Here is a 21,477-nt window from a genome sequence, read left to right as displayed (position 1 = left end):
GTTAGAACTTATATTTTAGTTGTACCTAACTTCACAAATCATTGTAATTCCAGTTCCTGTATATACTTTCCAACCATCAGTTCTATCAGGTCAATATAAGACTGCATCAGTTTAGTTCCCTTTTCTTCACTGAGCCTGTTTGAAAGGCTGAATTCCATGTAAATACTCGCCTCAGCCTCATCAAACTTTAATAAAACATCTAAATAGTCCATAACTTCAATTTGGGAAGTCAGTAGATATTTTACGAAAAATGCGGGCAGTATGGAGAACTCATTTCTGTCTTTTACTGCTGATTTTAATTCTTTTACATTAAAAGTATCAATTCCATCCAAGCTTGGTTTCTTTTCTCCTACAGCTCTTATAAGGCTGTTGATACTATCTATGTCGCCAGTATCTATATTTAACGGGAAAACAGTATCATTCGTATTTACCATAGTCTGTATCATTATTTCTTCTTGACCCGATATATCTGCAAAAAGGTAAATATAAACAGCAAGCAGCACATCAACAGCATCTACTTTTTCAGTTTCCGCAATAAACCTGATTCCCTTAAGTATTTCTTTCTCAATAACAAAATCACAAATATGTTGTGAAACACCATGAATATCCCCACTAAAATAGTCCTCAGGTAATCTCACCGGTATCAATTTAATGTTTTCTTCAGGGTTTCTGGTCTTTTTTGTTATGAGTTCAGCGAGTTTCTTTACAGTAGGGTTTGAAAAAAGATCTGTAATCTTTAAAATTCCGGGATAGATTTTATCTAAATTACTATGAACCTTAATTAAACTCATTGAATTTCCGCCCAGATCAAAGAAATTGCTATTGGTACCAACTTTATTAAGGACTAGCACCTCTTCCCATATCTTAGATATTGTCTCCTCAATATCATTAACCGGTGCTTCATATAAAGTTCCTTCATCAAGACTGTTCATCGGTTCCGGTAATGCCTTAAGATCAACCTTTCCATTAGGCGTGAGCGGCAATTTTTCTATCCTGACGAAATATGCCGGTATCATATAGTAAGGTAGTTTAGCAGAAAGATATTCTTTAAGCTCACCAATTCCAAATTCAACATCCGAAATGAAATATGCACATAAGTTTTGAACATTATTGTCGTTTCTCGCAATTACCACTGCTTCGGTTATTTTTTCATGCTTTAACAGGGCTTCTTCAATTTCTCCTAACTCTATTCTGAATCCGCGTATTTTTACCTGTTGGTCTATTCTTCCGAAGAATTCCAATGTTCCGTCGGGCATCCATCTCGCCATATCCCCCGTACAGTACATTTTAGCTCCTTCTATATATGGGTTTGGTATGAATTTTTGAGAAGTTTGCTCAGGCTGGTTCAGGTATCCTCTTGCAAGACCATCTCCGGAAATACACAACTCTCCCCATACCCCAATAGGCTGGATTCTTTTGTATCCACTGTAATTATCCATTATAAACAATTTATTATTGGAAATGGCTGTTCCTATTATTGAAGTGTTATCCGGTTTTATGCCAATTAAAGCTGTCGTTGTAATACTGTTTTCTGTAGGGCCGTATTCATTTATAAGCTCAATGTGCGGATTTCTTGCCTGACTTTCCTCAATTATCTGCCTATCGCACTTTTCACCTGCAAGCACAACGAATCGCAGAGTATCGAGGTCATCTTTCCCTGAATATTCCAAAATTGCACTGTACATCGATGGTACAATACTCATATTGGTTACTTTGTGCTGGCGGATAATTGTATTAATGTATTGTGGGTCCATTCCAAATTCATTTGCCGTTATAACTACCCTTCCACCAGACACCAGGGTGGGAAACAAATTAGCTCCAAAACCGTCAAATGAATAGGACAACATCTGAAGTGTCACATCATCCATCGTATATCCATATGCTTTAATTCTCCAAGTCGCAAAATTAACTACACTCCTATGTTCAATCATTACACCTTTGGGTTTACCTGTTGATCCCGAAGTATATATAATATACATAAGATCACTCGCTGTGGTCACCGGTTCAAGGTTTGTAGCTTCTCCCCTAAATATCTCTTCATCTTCTAAATCTATTACTTCAATATCACTTTCAAGGTCTTTTATCAGACTCTTTTGAGTCAATAATACCTTGATGGAGCTGTCACTTAGCATGTACTTTATTCTATCTTCAGGGTAATCGGCAGCTATTGGGAGGTATGCCCCACCAGCTTTTAATATTCCCATTATTCCAATTATCATCTCAATGGAGCGGTCAAGCATTATCCCAACTATGCTGTCAGGTTTTACCCCTTTATGGCGCAGCACTCTTGCAAGCTGGTTGGATTTCTCGTTTAGCTCACTATAGCTTAGCTGCTTTTCTTTATAAACTGCTGCAACATTTTCAGGAGTTCTTTCCACCTGCTCTTCAAACAGCACGTGCATACATTTTTCTTCAGGATATTCTTCCTCTGTGTTGTTAAAACCATTTAAAATAATGTGTTTCTCTTCCTCTGCAATCATATCTATGTCAGCTAGTTTTATTTTTACGTTGTCCAAAACAACTTCAAGTATTTTTTTGAAGTGAACCTTCATTCGTTCTATTGTTTCTTCCTTAAACAGCTTTGTACGGTACTCAAATCTGAAATGGATCCTATCTTTTCCCTCAAAAGCAATAATGGAAAGATCATACTTCGATACATTGTTTTCTGTCCTGTATGACCTGATTCTAAGGCCTTCAAGTTCTGTAGCTTCACCACCTGTATTCTGCAGCACAAACATCACATCAAACAGTGGATTTCTGCTTGTATCCCTCTTAATATCAAGTTTCTCAATAAGTTCTTCAAACTGATAGTCTTGATTTTCGTATGCTTTAAGAGCATTTTCCTTTACTTCATAAAGGAATTCCTCGAATGATTTTTCCGCACACGGCCTGTTTCTCATAGCCAGGGTGTTTACAAACATTCCAACCATGTTTTCCAGATCGGCATGGGGTCTTCCAGCTATAGGTGAACCTACTACTATGTCTTCCTGACCTGTGTATTTCATCAGAAATGTATTATATGCCGCCAGCAATATCATGTATACAGTTGTTCCAGTTTCCTTCGCTAAAGATTGTATCTTGTTATTTATCTGAGCACTCGTTTCAAATTCGAGACTGTTTCCTTCAAAGCTTTGAACTAAAGGCCTTTCGAAATCGGTTGGAAGATTTAATAAAGGTACTTCTTCCTTGAAGGTTTCCTTCCAATAGTCTTCCTGTTTTTTAATTACTCCCTCTTCAAACAACCTGTTCTGCCATAAAGTATAATCCCTATATTGCAATCTCAATTGCGGAAGTTCTTTTCCACTGTAAATTTCGGAGAATTCTCTTGTTATTATATTCATGGATACGCCGTCTGATATTATGTGGTGCATATCATAAAGCATAATGTGTTTGTCTTCCTCTACCTTTATGAGAGCAACCCTCATAAGCGGTGCTTTTTCTAAATCAAAGGGTTTTATCAATTCTTTGATTTTACCTGTTGCATTCGCTTCTTCCTCTTCATAGTATTCTACCTGAAAATCTGCATTTTCGTTGATTCTTTGCACAGGCTCCCCGTCAACAAGATCAAAGGATGTCCTCAGGGCCTCATGCCTTTCAATTAACTTTTTGAATGCTTCCTCAAACTGTACTCTGTCTATTCTTCCTTCAATTACTACTGTTCCTGGGAGGTTATATGAAATTCCTTCATCCCCAAGCTTATTTAGAATAAATAGCCTCCTCTGTGCCGATGACAGCGGATAATATTCTTTTTTCGCTGAAGGCTCAATTGAATTATATATACTGACCTCAGCCTCTTTTATGTAATCTGCCAGCTCTTTTACTGTCGGCCTGCTGAAGACTGCTTTTAAAGGAATTTTTATATCCATCTTCTTATGGAGCCTTGACGCCAGTATTGTTGCCTTTAATGAATGGCCTCCAAGCTCAAAGAAGTTATCGTTTATACCGATTTTTTCCCTCCCCAGCACTTCACTCCAGATCTTTGCAAGCTTCTCCTCTGTTTCGTTGGTGGGTGCAACGTATTCCGTCCCTGTGCTAAAGCTGCCACCAACTTCGGGCAGTTTCTTTCTATCCAGCTTGCCATTAGGCGTAAGCGGCAGTTTTTCCAACTGCACAAAATAAGATGGTATCATGTATTCAGGAAGTTCTTCAGATAAATACTTCCTCAAGCTGCTAATTTCAAGTTCTTCTTCCAACACGATATAGGCACAGAGATAACCGACTCCTAAGTTGTCTTTTCTATCAACTACCAAAGCCTCTTTAACTGCACGATGTTTTAATAAGCAAGTTTCTATTTCTCCAAGCTCAATCCTGTAGCCTCTTATCTTAACCTGGTTGTCAATCCTTCCGATGAATTCAATGCTTCCGTCAGACATCCATCTTGCAAGATCGCCTGTACGATACATCTTATCTCCTCGAACAAATGGGTTCTGAACGAATTTTTCATCGGACAATTCCAACCGATTCAAATATCCTCTTGCCAGCCCATCTCCCGCTATACACAATTCTCCCGGTATACCCACCGGCTGAATATTGTTATTCTTATCTATCATGTATATCATTGTATTTGCAATAGGTGTCCCTATATCTGTCTTTTTGGCATCAGTTAAATCACTAACCGCTGACCACACGGTAGTTTCTGTAGGGCCATACATGTTATAGATCTTAAAACTCTTTTGATTTCTCAATTTATTAAACAACACTTCATTGAATATTTCTCCGCCTATCATTATCTCTTTTACACTTTTCAAGAAATCCAGATTGTCATTTTCATTTATCAGTGTCTGCATCCTGGACGGAGTCATCTGAAGCATTTCGATTTTATTCTTTTGTATTAGCTCTTTAAGCTCATGGGGATTTGTCTGTTGATTTTTATTTGCAGTTACAACTTTTAACCCCTTTACCAAAGCCAATACGGTTTCTAAAACAAATATGTCAAATGAAATAGTAGTGACATTTAAAATTGTTTTTCCTTCATTGAATTCAATTTTATCTGTCATACCCTTTACAAAGTTATTTACCGCACCATGTTCTATCATTACGCCTTTAGGCCTGCCTGTAGATCCTGAGGTATAAATTACATATGCCAGATCCTTATGAGTATTAACCTGTGAAAGATTTGTACTTTCCAACTCATATATTGCCCTATCATCAAGCTCAATAATTTCTGCATCCGTCTTAATGTTTTTCAAAAGCTCTTTTTGAGTGAGAACAATTTTTGCACAACTATCTGTTAACATATAATTTATTCTCTCTTCAGGATAATCAGGATCCAGCGGAAGGTATGCTCCACCTGCTTTTAGAATTCCCAAAATTCCAATGAACATTTCAAAAGAACGCTCGACCATGATTCCAACAATACAATCCGGCTCAATACCTTTTTCTTTAAGCTTTCTTGCAAGCTGATTGGACTTTTCATTCAGTTCTCTGTAAGTCATATATTTATCTTCAAAAACCACAGCTGTCTTATCCGGTGTTCTCTCCACCTGCTCTTCAAACAACTGATTTATAGTTTTGTCTTTCGTATACTCAGCTTTTGTATCATTGAATTTATTTATTATTTGATCCTTTTCATCAAAAGACAACATATCTATCTGAGAAAGCTTGATATCAGGATTTTTTATTACCTCTTCCAGTATCCTGATATAATGATTGCCCATCCTTTGTATCGTTTCTTTTTTAAACAGCTTTGTTGCATATTCCACACTAAGTCTTATGGAATCGTTGGTTTCAACAGCATCAAAGGTCAGATCAAACTTTGATATACCACTGTCTGATGCATAGGATTTAAGTTTCAAGTCTTCAAGTTCAATATCTGCAGTTCCTGTGTTCTGCATTATCAGCATTACATCAAACAAAGGATTCCTGCTCATATCCCTCCTGATTCCGAGCTTCTCAACAAGCTCTTCAAATTGGTAATCCTGATTTGCATATGCCTTCAGTGCATTCTCTTTAACTTCATTTAGAAATGCCTTAAATGTCTTCTCGCCACAAGGCCTGTTCCTCATCGCAAGAGTATTGATAAAAATTCCTACCATGCTCTCAAGATCAGCATGAGGCCTTCCAGCTATAGGTGACCCGACTATTATATCTTCCTGCCCTGTATATTTCATAAGAAGTATATTATAGGCAGCCAGTAGTACCATAAACATTGTCGACCCCGATTCTCTTGCAAGAGAATTTACCTTTTGCTTGATTTCGAGCCCTGTTTCAAATTCCAATCGAGCTCCTTCAAAACTTTGAAGTGCAGGTCTTGAAAAATCAGCAGGCAGATTCAATACCGGCAATTCTCCATTTAAGAGCTCTCTCCAGTACTCTTCCTGCTTTTTCATTACGCCTTCTTCAAACATCTTGTTCTGCCATATGCTGTAGTCTTTGTATTGTATCCTCAATTGAGGCAATTCCTTGCCCCTGTAAAACTCTGCAAATTCCTGTATTATTATCTTCATGGAAGTACCGTCAGAAATAATATGATGCATATCATACATCATTATATGCTTGTCCTCTTTAACTTTAATAAGTGCTATTCTAAGAAGCGGTGCTTTGCTTAAGTCAAAGGGCTTTATCAATTTTTCGATAATTAGGGGTACATTATCTTCTTCATCTTCAAAATAATCAATATGAAACTCTGCTTTGTCATGAACTTGCTGCATTGGTTCATCATCTACAATGTGAAAGGTCGTCCTCAAAGTCTCATGTCTTTCTATTAATTTGATTAATGCACTCTCAACCCTTACCCTGTCCAAATTTCCTTCAATCATCACGGTTCCAGGCTTGTTATATGCCGTACTGTTCTCTTCAAGACAAGTCAGTATGTAAGTCCTCTTTTGTGCTGATGACAATGGATAGTAATCTCTTTTTTCACTCGGTGCAATGGATAAATATATACTTTTGTCTGCTTCCTTGATGAAAGCAGCCATTTCTTTGATGGTAGGTTTTCCGAACACCTCCATTATAGGTATCTCGATATTCATTTCCTTATGAATTCTAGATACCAATACTGTTGCCTTTAGCGAATGCCCTCCAAGATCAAAGAAGTTGTCGTTTATTCCTATCTTTTCAACACCAAGCACATCCTGCCAAATGGATGCAAACTTTTCTTCCAGTTCATTTGTCGGTGCCTCATACTCTGTATCCGTATATCCATTAGGTTCAGGCAATTTCCTTAAGTCAACTTTCCCATTAGGAGTAAGAGGAATCTTTTCTAATTGTACAAAGTAAGACGGTACCATGTAATCCGGCAAAACTTTTATTAACGCTTCTCTTATCGTACTTACCTTTATTTCCCCATGAGCTACAAAGTAGGCACACAGATATTTATCGCCTTTTCCATCATCCCCGAAAGTAACCAACGCCTCTTTTATTCCTTCAATTCCTGTCAGTTTGGATTGTATTTCAGACAGCTCAACCCTGAATCCGCGTATTTTTATCTGATTGTCTATTCTCCCAATAAACTCTATCGAACCATCAGGCATCCACCTTCCCAGATCGCCGGTACGATACATCCTATCCTCAGATATAGACGGCTCCCAAATAAATTTTTCAGCAGTTAATTCGTTAGAGTTTACATATCCCCTTGCAACCCCTTCACCTTCTATAACAATTTCACCAGGTACTCCAATTGGCAGAAGCTGCATAGATTTATTCAAAATGTGTATTTTCATATTGTTAATTGGTCTTCCTATAATTGAACGTCTCTCGAATGCCTGCAAATTATTTAGATCCAGCTTTGAAGCTATACACCCGATGGTTGTCTCGGTTGGTCCATAATGATTCATTATCTCTGTTTGAGGATAACTCTTATTGAATTTTCTGATATTCTCAAAACCTATTTTTTCACCGCCAAGTACCACCAATCTAAGTGAATCGCACAACATTGGTGAGCTAAATTTATCAGAATTCACAATTACATTGAAAAGGGATGGGGTAAGCTTGATATATGTTATTTTATTGTCCTTGATATAATTTAAAACCTCGTCTGGGTTTGAATAAGAATTTCTGTTCAGGATATGAAGTTCACACCCTTTGGAAAGTGCGGTGTAAACAGCTGTGTACCCCAAATCATAGCAAAATGATGACAAGAGTACTGTTTTATCTTCAATGCCTATATTGTTATATTCACTAAACCAGTTTATATAGTTAACCAGACTATGATTTTCTATTTGTACTCCTTTTGGCATACCCGTGGTGCCTGATGTATAGATTATATAGGCCATATCCATGTATTTGCCTGTCAGTTCAAGGTTTGACGTGCTTTCCTTATATATTTCAGCATCATTTATATCCAGTATTTTTCCCTTGAATAGAATTTTCTCAGCTAAAGACTGGTTTGACAAAAGAACCTCCATTCCACTATCCTCGATAATATACTGAAGTCTCTCCTTAGGAAGGGTTTGCTCTAGCGGCAAATAAGCTCCACCAGCCTTTAATACTCCTAATACACCTATAACCATATTTGCACACTGTTCCAAGTGTATTCCCACAACGCTATTTGGCTTAATTCCTAATCTTCTAAGGGTTCTGGCTATCTGGTTTGCCTTTTCACTTAACTCTTTGTAAGTCATTTTTTCTTCTCCCGATACCAGAACAGTTTTATCAGGATATTCTGCTGCCTGTTTTTCAAACAACTCTATAAATGTCATACTTCTAGGAAAATCCACCGATGTCTGATTAAAAGCCAGCATTTGCATTTTTTCTTCCTCAGAAAAAATATCTATACTGCCAACAAAAATATTTACATCCGCAACTACTTTTTGCATCAAGCAAAGCAGTCTGTCAGCAATACTCTCAACCGTACTGTTTTCATACAATATCGAATTGAACTCCAAAGTTCCTACTATACAGTCTTCCATCTTCTTAAACGAAACAATAAGATTTGGTCTTAGTTGTTTTATATAAGCTTTATCATGTATATTTTCCAACAGAACAACAGTATCAATTGTATATGAAGAATTTGAATCTGAATTTCCATCTAGTGTTTCAAGCAGCCTATCCAATGGAAAATTTGCATTTTCACATGCTTCCGCCACTGTTTTCTTTGTACTGATAAGTATATCTTTAAAAGTGCTTGTATGATTAAACTGGCTTCTTTGCACCAAAAACGTATTTACGAATTCGCCTTCTCTATCCTGTTTATGTATTGGAAATGCCGTAATAAAATCCATGTTCCCTGTATACCTGTATAACAGCGATGCTACACAAGCAGATAGGATTGCAAAAAGGTTATCCATTGATTTATTCGATAAGTTGTTCAGTTTTTCAAACAGATATCCTGAAATATCAAATTGAAGGCTTTGAGTCGTTTGCTTTTTCTCAATGCCAGGTATATTATCATAAGGGAAAGTACCTCTTACCAGGTCCCCTTCCAGCTTTTTTGTCCAATAACTCTTTTCTTTATTTGTCTTACCAACCTCATGAGCCAAATTCTGCATAGTTTCACTCATAACTTTTTTATCCCCTTCCAAACAAATTCTCTCTAATGTGTTAAGGAATATCTGAAATATTACTTCAGATTTTTAAGCATTCCTAAAAATTAAACTCAGTATCATCTGTCAATTGACTTTCAACCTGAAGTATTCTTTTCACATTCTTACACTCATCAATTGAAACTACTCCTTTTGCCAGATCGGTAATCATCGGAACCGCATTTTTATGAAGCCTTTTCCACCGTTCATCTGCTGCTTGTATTTCTTTTAACGAATAGGGATTGGGAATGCCCAATTCTTTGCACTTTTCTTTAAAACGGCACTGTCTGCTATATATTTCTTCTCTTCCGGGTTCTGCCTTTAGCACCCAGGTTTGAGTAAGAAGCATATCGGTTGCTTCCGCCGGGTATAAGTATTCATTTCCTATTTCATTTGCCCAGACATCAGCATTTACCTGTCCTGTATGAAAATATCTGAATGGGTCGCATTCTGCCTCATAAATATAATCCTGAAGCTCCTCAAGCAAGTCCAGAGTCTGCTGAAAATCCTCCTCTGTCTCACCGGGATGTCCTGAAAACCAATAAGTAGTCGTTTTGATACCCGCTGAGGCAAGACTTGTAATAGCAGCCCTGATCTCATCCAACGTGATTCTTTTATCTATCATATCCAATACTCTCTGCGAGCCGCTCTCTATACCCAGCCTTGCCCTGTAGAAGCCTCCCTTTCTCCACTTGATTGTGCATTCAGGGTTGCATACATTTTTATCAACTTTCAAATACACATCCCAATATAGCTGTAAATCTCTTTTAATAATTTCATCAACAAGGTTATTTACAAGCGGATTTATAACGCAATCTGTCAAAACGAAGAGACTCCTCCCATATTTTTCGTTTAAGGTTATAAACTCATCTACAACCTTTTTAGCCTCTTTTTTTCTGTATTTTTTCCAATATACTGTTTCAGCACAAAAGCTGCACCTGAAAGTACACCCTCTTGAGGTATATGTAGGTAGCAAAGGATAGTTGGATATCTCGAAATCCGAAAAATCCGGAAGGGGCATCTCATCAAGCTCCAGCAAGCCTTCCTTTATGTCCTCAATCATAAATACCTTTTGCTCCGCAGGCAGTTCACCATTTAGTATCTTCAAAAATATGAGTTCACCTTCACCTATTATCATTTTGTCTACATACGGTGCCCTTTCCATAAACCGATGGTAATTGGGTGAATTTACAAAGAGTTCCTGTGAAAAAATTGCTCCGCCCATAATGGTCAGTACGTCCGGATACATTTCCTTAACAGTTTTTAAGGCAAACAACGATGCCGGCAGAGTACCTCTATAAACTGACAAGCCTAAAACATCAGGCTTATGCTCACCAACAAGTCTTAAAATAAACGTTTTAAGTTCAATAAAAAAGTTTTGAACAATCATATTGAGTTCATCAATCTGTTCTTTATCAATTTGGACAAAGAAATTCTTTGCCACAATATCTTCAACCAAAATCTCATATTTTTGTTTATCTGTGTGGTTTGTGAATGCCATAAAGTGGTTATTTAAAACATCCAATCCTACGTTGAAAAAGTGACCCCTCTTTTTCTCAGGTATATAACTTTCCAATGTATCGAAATACGTGTAAGCCCATTCTCTCAGTGCAAGCTCATTCATTCCGTCAACTGTTGTAACATCATATCCATGAGGCTGAACAAACCCTTTAATACACGATATTCCCAGAGGTGGACATATCGGTGTCAGAAAAGGCAGTGTCAGCAGTAATACCTTTTTCTTTCTTTCCTGTTTGCTTTGAACTATATTCATACAATCTCCCCCAAAACCTTATTTGCTATTAGAAATTAAAATCCGTGTCTATATCCACTCTACTTTCAACTTTAAGTAAATTATCAAAAATGTCGATATCATTAATTCTGACATTCATATCGCTGCATATTCTTCTAAGAATTTCAACGAAGTTTTTTAACATCCCCTCAACCGTCGTCCTTTTATATACCGCTTTTGAATACCTGAATGTAACGTTTATTCTGTTATCAATTTGAGTTGCAAAAACAGTAAGGTCAAAACGTGCTATATCGTTATTTATTGGATAAGGCTTAAACTCAAGGTCATTTATTTTCATATCCACGCCTTTGTTATTTGTCACACTCAATACAACATCGAACAGCGGATTTTTCCCTGCTTTTCTCTTGATTTTAAGCTTTCTCACCAGTTCCTCAAACTGATATTCCTGGTTTTCAAATACATCCAGTGTATTAATTTTTATTTCACTTAGGAAATCCTTATAACTCACTTCGTTTCTCGGATGATTTCTCATAGGCAGCAGGTTTACAAACACCCCTATGGTATTGTCCAGATCAGTATGTTTCCTCCCTGAAACCGGAGAGCCGATTATGATATCCTCCTGGGTCGTGTATTTCAGAAGCAAAATATTAAACGCAGCGAGCATAACCATATATAATGTTGTATCCGTTGCAGCCATAATGTTATTAAGCCCTTCAACAATATCGAAATCCAGCTCGTATTCAATCCTATCACCCTCAATAGCCTGTGTAGGCGATGAAGGGTAGTCGGTACGAAGTGACAATTCGGGTATTTCTCCTGAAAATCTCTTTAACCAGTAATCTTCCTTTTCCTTCATTTTGCCTGCTTCAATCAACTTCTTTTCCCATGCTGCATAGTCCTTATACTGTATCCTTAAATCAGGTAAAGCATTTCCACTGTATAAGCTTATAAACTCACGAACAAATATGCTCATGGATGAATCATCTGAAATAATATGATGCATATCAAACAACAAAACATACTTTTGTTCATTGAGCTTAATGAGGCCCACCCTGAATAGCGGCGCAATACTTAAATCAAAAGGCCGTACAAAATTATTTATTATATCTTTTTCACAAGCCTTTTTCGCTTCATAAAACTCAATTTTAAAATCAATACTATCGTGAACCTTCTGCATCGGTTCATCATCAACCATATGGAAGGATGTTCTTAGTGTCTCATGCCTTACGATCAGTTTACCAAATACCTCTTCAAGCTTGTTCACAGCAAGGTTGCCTTCAACTAAAAACGCTGTAGGAAGATTATTTGCTGTATTGCTTTCAAACTTGCTCATTATATACAGCCTCTTTTGTTCCTGCGTCAGCAAATAATACTCCTGCTCTTCCAAAGGATCAATTTCTATGAATTCCGATGTATTGTTACTCTCAATAAATTGGGCTAATTCTTTAATACTCTGCTTTTCAAAAAGATGTTTTAATGGAACCTCAACACCCAGTTCCTTATGTATTTTTGAGGCCAACGATATTATTTTTAAGGAATGTCCACCCAGTTCAAAGAAGTTGTCATTAATTCCAATCCTCTCCAGACCTAAAAGCTCGCTCCAAATATTATGAAGCTTTTCCTGGATTGCGTTTAGTGGAGCTTCATATAAAGTTCCTGTAACGATACCTCCCTCAGGTTTTGGCAATGACTTCCTGTCAATTTTGCCGTTTGATGTCAATGGTAACCTGTCCAACTGGACAAAATACGATGGTATCATGTAATCAGGCAGAACTTTGGACAGTGTTTCTCTTATGAGAGCAGCCTTTATCTCTTCTTCTGATACGATATAAGCACACAAGAATTTACCACTATCATCATCTTCTCTAACTACAACAACAGCTTCTTTTATTTCCTCAAACTTTGCAAGCTGGGCTTCTATTTCTCCCAATTCAATCCTGTATCCGCGTATTTTCACCTGTTGGTCAACTCTGCCCATAAACTCTATATAACCTTCAGGCCACAAAATTCCCTGATCACCGGTTCTATAAATATAGCCAAGCTCCGGGTGATTAATAAACGCATTTGCTGTTTTTTCAGGGTCATTCATGTATCCCTTTGCTACGCCAACTCCACCAATATACAATTCTCCCAAAACACCTACAGGACATAATCTGCGGCAGCTGTCAAGCACGTAAAATTTCTGGTTTGCCAGTGGCATTCCATAAGGTATGCTTCTCCATGAATCTTCAACTGACTCAATAGGATAATGAATGGACCATATTGATGCCTCTGTAGCACCACCCAGACTATACATTTTTGCATTTGCAAAATGGTTTTTGATTTTCTCAGGCAGTTTTAGCGGTATCCAGTCACCACTCATCATAAAAAGACGTAAACTGCTATTTGAAAAGTCAGCTTCAACATTATCTACCAGCATCTCCATTATTGCAGGAACCGAGTTCCAGATAGTTATGCCACAGGCTTTAATTTTTTGGGTTAATTCCCTGCTGTCCCTCTGATCTTCTACTATCACCAGCGCAGCCCCTGTACTTAACGCTCCAAATATGTCATATACCGATAAGTCAAAACATAATGATGATAACCCGATTATCCTGTCGCATTCATTTACAGAAAACTTTTGATTTATATCTATAATCGTATTTACCGCCGCTTCATGAGTTATAATGACTCCCTTTGGCATTCCGGTACTTCCTGAAGTATATATAATATAGGCTATATCTGATGGACTGGTCTCTATATTCAGGTTATCTACAGAATAATTACAGCAATTGTTTTTTTGGTAACACTCAGGGTCCAGAACCAATTTGCATCGGCTGTTTTCCACTATATATTTCTTACGTTCTTCCGGGTATGAAGCATCTATAGGTATATAAGAAGCACCGGCTTTCAATATCGCCATGACATTTACAACAGTTTCTATTGTTCGGTTTCCCATTACCCCAACAAAATCATTTGGTTTTACTTCACATTCTACTAAATAGCGAGCCACCTGATTTGCCATTTCATTAAGCTCTTTATAGGTCAGTGTGGCCTTTCCGTTTATAACTGCTGTATTACCCGGAGTTCTTTCTACCTGTTCTTCAAACAGCTTATGCATGAACTTTTTATAATCATAGTTTTCAAAGGTATCATTGTATTTGTGTAGTATATATTCCTTCTCTTCTTCCGTCACAATATCCATATCTTCCAACAAAATCGAAGGATTTTGAGCTACCTTAAGCAATACCTTCCTGATATGACCTGCAGTTCTTTCCATCATCCCACTGTCATACACAGCACCGTTATAGTTCAGCTTTATATCCAATTTTTCGCCAAGTGCCACAATAACATTCAAATCATAATTAGACTGTTCAAATGCCTCATATTTTTGTATATCAAAACCAGTACCCTTTTCCTTACCAAGTTCCTTTTCTACAGGATAGTTTTCAAACACCAGTATGTGATCTATCAAACTCTGCTTTAAGTCTGAGCCCGACTGTATTTCCGCCAATGACATATACTCATAAGCTTTTGAGTTTAGAGACTCCTGCTGTATCTGTTTTAACAAGTCTGTGAATTTCTTCGCTCTGCTGCCTTGAACTCTCACCGGCACCGCATTTATAAACAAACCAACCATCTGCTCTATACCTTCAACTTCAGAAGGCCTTACCGATACAACAGATCCAAAAACAACATCCTCGGTATTGTTGTATCTTCTAAGTATTATCCCCCATACTGCCTGCATTAGAGTATTTATTGTCACGCTATTGTCATACCCTATTGCTTTTAATTTTTCCGTTATACTTTCTTCTATTGAAAAGTCGTATTCAGCTCTATAATAAGCACAATTTGCTTCTTCAGCACGTTTCCTGGGCAATACAGCTTGCTGTTCATAACCTTTTAAATAATCCTTCCAATACTTGGAAGCAGCATCTTTGTCCTGATTTCCAAGCCACTTTATATAATTTCCATAAGCATATGCTTCACCTAGAACCTCATCAAAGGCTTTCCAGCAAACTCCCATGCTGCTCTTTAAGAGTGAATACACCTTGAATATCTCTTTGGCTATTATTCCAAGACACCATCCGTCCATTATAATGTGGTGGAAACTCCAGATTATTGTCCACTCTTCTTTACCTGTTTTTATTACAGTTGCCCTCATTAATCTGTCCTTTGACAGGTCGAATCTTCTTTTACTGTCTTTTTCTTTTATTTCTTTAATTCTCTTTTCACATTCTTCATCATCTATTATATATTCAAACGCAACTTCGGCTTTCCGCTCTTTAAATACAACCTGTAACGGTTTTTTAAAGCCCTCATGCACAATTATTGTTCTTAATATGTCGTGCCTCTTAGTAACTATATTGAAGCTCTGCAAAAGCAGCTCCCGGTCTATATCCCCGCTAACTGTAAGTATACTCTGTTCAAAATACGCACCGCTTTCTCTGTTCATAAGGTTGTGAAATAACATACCTTCCTGCATAGGTGTAAGATAGTATATATCCTTTATTTCTCCATACGCAGATGCTTTTCTATATACTTCCACTGTTTCCTCAATGCTTATCCCTTCAGAACTCAAGTCACTTGGTGTAAGTTCACCTGTTTCTTTTGCAATACAATGTTCTGTTATCTCCCTAATAAATTTCATATACCTTACAGCAATCTGCTCTATTGTTGACTCTTTAAATTCTTCCTTGTCATAGTTTAACGATAATTTAAATTTTCCTTCTACCACAATTCCGTTTATCTCCAAAGCGTGATGCCTCTTTGTCTCCTGGCTTTGAGATGCTCCTGTACCAAGGTGAGACAACTCAAACAATTCATTGTTTATGTCACTGTCAAACTGGCCAAGATAATTAAACCCTATCTCAGGCTTAAAAGCCTTATTAATACTCTTCTGATCATGCTTTAGGTACTTTACTATGCCATAGCCTACACCTCTTTTGGGTATGCTTCTTAAGCCTTCCTTTACAAGCTTTATCTGATTTGGCATATCCTCAGTTTTACTCATGTTAAGCATTACAGGATATGCTGACGTAAACCAGCCTATCGTACGACTAATGTCAATTCCCTGCACCACATTTTCTCTTCCATGACCTTCAAGCTCAATAAATATCCTGTCTTCTCCGGTGTATTCTTTTAGTGAATATCCTAGAGCGGTAAGCAGTATATCATTAATCTCTGTATTGTAAGCCCTGTTTACACTGGTTAATAGCTTTTGTGTTTCATCTTTATCCAATTCAATCTCAAATATTAAGCTGTCTTTTATTCTGCCTTCCTTTTTACTGCCGTCTCTCTTTAAGCTTCTGATTTCTTCTTTACAAATTTTTTCCCAATAAGCATACTCTTCCTCTAGTTCATCACTATCTGCATATTCCAACAGCATATTTGCCCATTTCATATATGAATCGCTCTTGTCCTGAAACACGATTTCTTTTCCCTTATCAGCCACTTCATAGCCTGCTGCAAAGTCTTCAAGTATTATCCTCCATGATATCCCATCCACAACCAAATGGTGGATAGCTATCAACAGATGATCTCCTTCTGCTGTTTTTATCAGACCTAGCCTTACCAATGGCCCATTTGTAAGGTCCATGCTCTCCTGTATCCTGTTGGCATATTCCTCAGCCTTCTTAACATATTCACTCTCTTTTATCAGATCAATTACTTCCAAAGAGTATTGACCATCTTCAATCCCCCTATTGTATTGTACTATCTGATTTTCCTCAAACCGGTATACCATCCTTAATGCATCATGATGTTTTACAATCTGATTAAATACCTGCCTTATTTTACTTTCATCAAAACCTTCTTTTCTATAGAGCATTACTGCTTGATTGAAATGCTTCAAATCTTCTGTATTACTCTCAAAAAACCATTTCTGTACAGGAGTAAGAGGTATATTGCCTTCTACTATTCCCTGATCCTTTTTACAATCATCTTTCTTTATTCTCTTCACCAGTTCTTTAATGGTTTGAAGAGTAAAAATATCTTTTACTTCTACTTTCATTCCGTTTTTGCGTAGACGTGAAGATAGTTGTATCGCTTTTATAGAATCTCCGCCAAGCCTGAAAAAGTTATCATTGATACCAACCTTTTCGATTCTCAAAATTTCCTGCCATATCTCAGCAAGTTTTTCTTCCGCTTCATTGGTTGGCGCTGCATAATTTCTTTCAGCATCCATACTCTCATCCGGATCAGGCAGAGCATTCCGGTCTACTTTGCCACTGGTGTTAAGTGGAAGTTTTTCCAGCTGTACAAAATGTGCAGGCACCATATAATGAGGCAGTTTTCCTGATAAATATTCCCGAACGTTATTTAATTCAATTTCCTCATTTGAAACTATATATGCGCAAAGGTACTTGTTTCCGTTCTTATCTTTTCCATCTATAACAACAGCCTCTTTCACCTTTTCGTGTTTTAAGAGCTGTGCTTCTATTTCACCTGGTTCAATTCTATGGCCCATTATTTTAACCTGGTAATCTATTCTGCCAATAAACTCTATATTCCCATCTGGCAGCCATCTTGCCAAATCGCCTGTCTTATACATTCTTTCATCCATGCTGTAGGGATTTTGTAGAAACTTTTCGCTCGTGAGGTCAGGCCTGTTGAGATATCCCCTCGCAATCTTGCTTCCTGAAATACACATTTCACCTTCTGCCCCTACAGGAAGTACTTTTCCGTCATTATCCAGAATGTATATGCTTGTATTTGCAGGCTTTCCAATTGTTATCTTCTGATTTTCCTCAATATTTCTGCATATTGTAGATACTACCGTACATTCAGTTGGTCCATATTCATTGACAATCTCCAAAGACCTGCTTACTTTTTTACTCTTTCTGACTGTTTCACTGCTTAATTTATCACCCGCAAGAGTCACAATTCTAAGACTCTTAGCCTCCTCAACGCTTATACAATCAAGGATAGCTGAATATAGCAGAGGTATACAAATAAAATGTGTTATAGCCTGCTCTGAAATTTTACACTTAATAGCATCCGGGTTCTTAGAATCATTGTCCGTCAATAAAACAACTTTTGAACCGGAAATTATGGGCGTAAAGAAACTTGTGACAAAACCATCAAAAGAAAATGAGAATAATTGGAGTACACTGTCATCAGCATTTAGCCCGTACTCATCCCTTCTCCATTGTATTGTCTCAGAGAAGCTTCCATGCTCAACCATTACACCTTTAGGGTTACCTGTTGTACCAGATGTATAAATCACGTATGCCAGATCTTTAGCACTATTTATCTTGTCTAAATTTGATCTATCCCTTATATATAAACCTTTATCGTTTAAATCTATTATTACGCCATCAAACAAAATACTTCCCGGTATACTGCATTGTGTTAAAATTACTGAAGCTTTGCTGTCTTCGAGCATATAGTTTATCCTATCTTCAGGGTAGTTAGGATCAATCGGAAGGTATGCACCTCCGGACTTTAGTACAGCCATAATACCTATTACCATCTCCAAAGACCGCTCTGCAACTATTCCGACTATACTCTCAGGACATACGCCTTTTTCTCGCAATATCTTTGCAATTTGATTGGATTTTTCGTTAAGTTGCTGATATGTCATCTGCTTGTCTTCATAAACCAACGCTATAGCATCCGGAGTTTTTAGAACCTGTTCTTCAAAAAGCTCACTGATTGTTTTCCCGCTTTCATAAATCCTTTTTGTATTATTAAAATCAAATAGGATTTGTTGTCTTTCTTCTTTTGATAAAAAATCTATCTCTTTAATACTGCAATCTATATTCTTCAAGCATTCACTTAAAAAGCTTATAAAATGAGAAGCAATCCTTGAAATAGTTTCTCTTTCATACAGCAAAGAATTGTATTCAATAGTTCCAAATATCTGCTCAGCAGTCTTTCCAAAAACAAAGAGCGTATTAACATCAATATGGCTTATGTATTCTCTATCATGCAAATTTTCAAGCATCAGCAAGCTGTCAAACAAAGGGAAACCTTCATTGGACACATTAATGTTAAGGTCTTCTATAAGCTTATTGATTGGATAGTTTTGATGAACCGAAGCCTTTTCAACTGCTTCTCTCACTGAATAAAGCAGTTCCTTATAAGTAGTACTGCCAGTTAGCTTATTTCTAATTGCAAGAACCGTATTTATAAACTCTCCTTCGACTGTCTGCTTATATATAGGTGTACCGATTATAATATCTCCATTCCCGGTATACTTGTATAATAAGCCTATTAATCCTGTCATCAAAACAACATAAAGGTTCCTGTCGTTTCCGCTGCTTAACTTGAGGAGTCTTTTAGAGAGATCTTCCGGCAATATAAAATTCAAAACATTGGTTTCACCCTTGCTGCCCTTTGATGTTTTACAGTCATATGGAAAACTGGTTTTTATTAATTCGCCTGAAAGCTTATCCATCCAATATTTTTTTGCTTCTGCCAATTTGCCGGTTGTTAACAAGACATCCTTAAAAAAGTTATCCTTCACTAGAATTTCCACCCTTCTTTGCCTGCTTTAAGATCACTAAAATGTAAAATCTATATTATCCTGCTGAACAACTTCGGCTATTAAAGTCTTTTTTACAGACAGGTTTTCATTTATAAATTTACCTTCTTTTCTAAATTCCATCATGGCCGGCACAGCATTCTGATGCAGCCTTATCCAGCGCTCATCCGCATTTTGAATCTCATAAACGCTATAAGGGTTATACACACCTAAACGTTTGCAATGAGCGACAAACCTTGATATTCTTTCATAAGTCACCTGTCGTGTCGGTTCTGCATTAAGCATCCAGGTATTGCCCATCAGAAGTTTTTCTGCATATTGCGGATATAACAGACTGATTTCATTTTCATTTTTTAACTTATTGGAATCTACCTGTCCCGATATGAAGTAATTGTATGGATTACACTCCGCTTCATAGATATTATCCGCCAGCTCCTCAATCAGATTCAGCGTCTCCATAAAGTCCTCTTCAGTTTCACCGGGAAATCCGATTACCCAATACGTCGTTGTCTTAATTCCTGCATAAGCAAGACTTGAAATAGCTTCCTTGATTTGTTCAATCTTTGTCCTCTTATCCATCAGATTCAAGACCCTCTGCGATCCGCTTTCAACTCCTATCCTAGCCCGATAAAATCCTCCACGCCGCCATTTAAAAGTGTTTTCAGGATCACAGACGTGTTTATCCGCCCTCAAATAACCATCCCAATAGATGGATTCACCTCTTCTTATGTACTCATCAGCTAAGTCCTCAATAACCGGGTTAAGTAACGAATCCCCAAACAGGAACAGCTGACTGCCATGTTTTTTATATAACATCAATGTTTCATCAACAATCTGATTAGCATCCTTTTTCCTGTATTTACCCCACTGCACGGTTTCCGAGCAAAAGCTGCATTGAAAAGGACAACTTCTTGAAGCATATGCAGTGATCTGGGGATAACTATCCAATTTGAGATCGGAAAAGTCAGGAACTTCAACCCTTGACAAATCAAGTGTCTCTTCTCCCAAGTCCAAAAGGCTATACATTTTTTTATCCTGCCCCAAACTCCCCTCAAGGTATTTTGTAAATAAAATCTCACCCTCACCAACCATTATCTTATCTATGTAAGGAGTATTATTAATGAAATACTCCAGATTTGGAGACCCCTGTGAGAGCTGGTCTGCAAAAATGCCGCCTCCCATAACCGTTTGAATTTCGGGAAATAACCTTTTAGCAGTTTTAAATGTAAAAAGTGAAGACGCAAGTGTACCACTATATACAGAAAGCCCTAATACAGTAGGTTTTTCTTCTTTCAACCAATTACAGATATACTCCTCAAGCCTCGAATAATAATCTGCTACTATTTCATCCAATTTGTTTATCTGAGAATTATCAACATCCGTATAGTAGTACTTTGCAATAACTATTTTAATCAATTCCAAATATTCACTGTTTTCATCTCTGTTAAAATACGACATAAGGTGATTACTCAAAACATAATTTCCGGAGTTATTGAAATTTCCTCTCTTCTCAAGTGGAATATATGATCTTAATATATCAAAATAGTTCTTATATACTTCCATAAATTCCAGCTCTACATTTGCATCTACTGTTTTTGAGCAATATCCTCTTTTCCCCAGATAGCTCTTTAGACACGAAATGCCTAAAGGTGGAATTAGAGGTGTCCAAAATGGCAATAGCATAAACAGAATCTTTTCCTTTGCCGTATCCTTATTTTCCTGCATGTTTTCTCCTCCTATATAGGAATAACTGAATTATTACTTCGGATTTTTCACGTGGCCTATTTGGATCAAAT

General features: G+C 37.2%; 4 protein-coding genes. All 4 read right to left on the bottom strand.

Features of this window, described 5'->3' with window-relative positions:
• Positions 1 to 38: 38 nt before the first annotated feature.
• Positions 39 to 9,440, bottom strand: a complete 9,402-nt coding sequence (locus ACECE_RS27635) for a non-ribosomal peptide synthetase (protein ID WP_010248522.1) — start codon at positions 9,438 to 9,440, stop codon at positions 39 to 41.
• Between the two features lie 82 nt (positions 9,441 to 9,522).
• Positions 9,523 to 11,235 (bottom strand): B12-binding domain-containing radical SAM protein, encoded by a 1,713-nt coding sequence (locus ACECE_RS0214600; RefSeq protein WP_010248520.1) that lies wholly within the window; start codon positions 11,233 to 11,235, stop codon positions 9,523 to 9,525.
• A gap of 28 nt (positions 11,236 to 11,263) precedes the next feature.
• Complete coding sequence (locus ACECE_RS0214595) at positions 11,264 to 19,663, bottom strand: non-ribosomal peptide synthetase (protein ID WP_010248518.1); 8,400 nt, start codon at positions 19,661 to 19,663, stop codon at positions 11,264 to 11,266.
• Between the two features lie 36 nt (positions 19,664 to 19,699).
• A complete protein-coding gene (locus tag ACECE_RS0214590) occupies positions 19,700 to 21,406 on the bottom strand; it encodes a B12-binding domain-containing radical SAM protein (protein WP_010248516.1) in 1,707 nt (568 codons plus the stop codon).
• Between the last annotated feature and the right edge of the window lie 71 nt (positions 21,407 to 21,477).

The sequence above is a fragment of the Acetivibrio cellulolyticus CD2 genome (assembly GCF_000179595.2).
GTDB lineage: Bacteria > Bacillota > Clostridia > Acetivibrionales > Acetivibrionaceae > Acetivibrio > Acetivibrio cellulolyticus.
This window is presented reverse-complemented; position numbering and strand designations above follow the sequence as displayed.

Bases quoted from the DNA above. Each gene is read 5' to 3' on its own strand.
- ACECE_RS27635 (WP_010248522.1), bottom strand. From the start codon at position 9,440: ATGAGTGAAACTATGCAGAATTTGGCTCATGAGGTTGGTAAGACAAAT.
- ACECE_RS0214600 (WP_010248520.1), bottom strand. From the start codon at position 11,235: ATGAATATAGTTCAAAGCAAACAGGAAAGAAAGAAAAAGGTATTACTG.
- ACECE_RS0214590 (WP_010248516.1), bottom strand. From the start codon at position 21,406: ATGCAGGAAAATAAGGATACGGCAAAGGAAAAGATTCTGTTTATGCTA.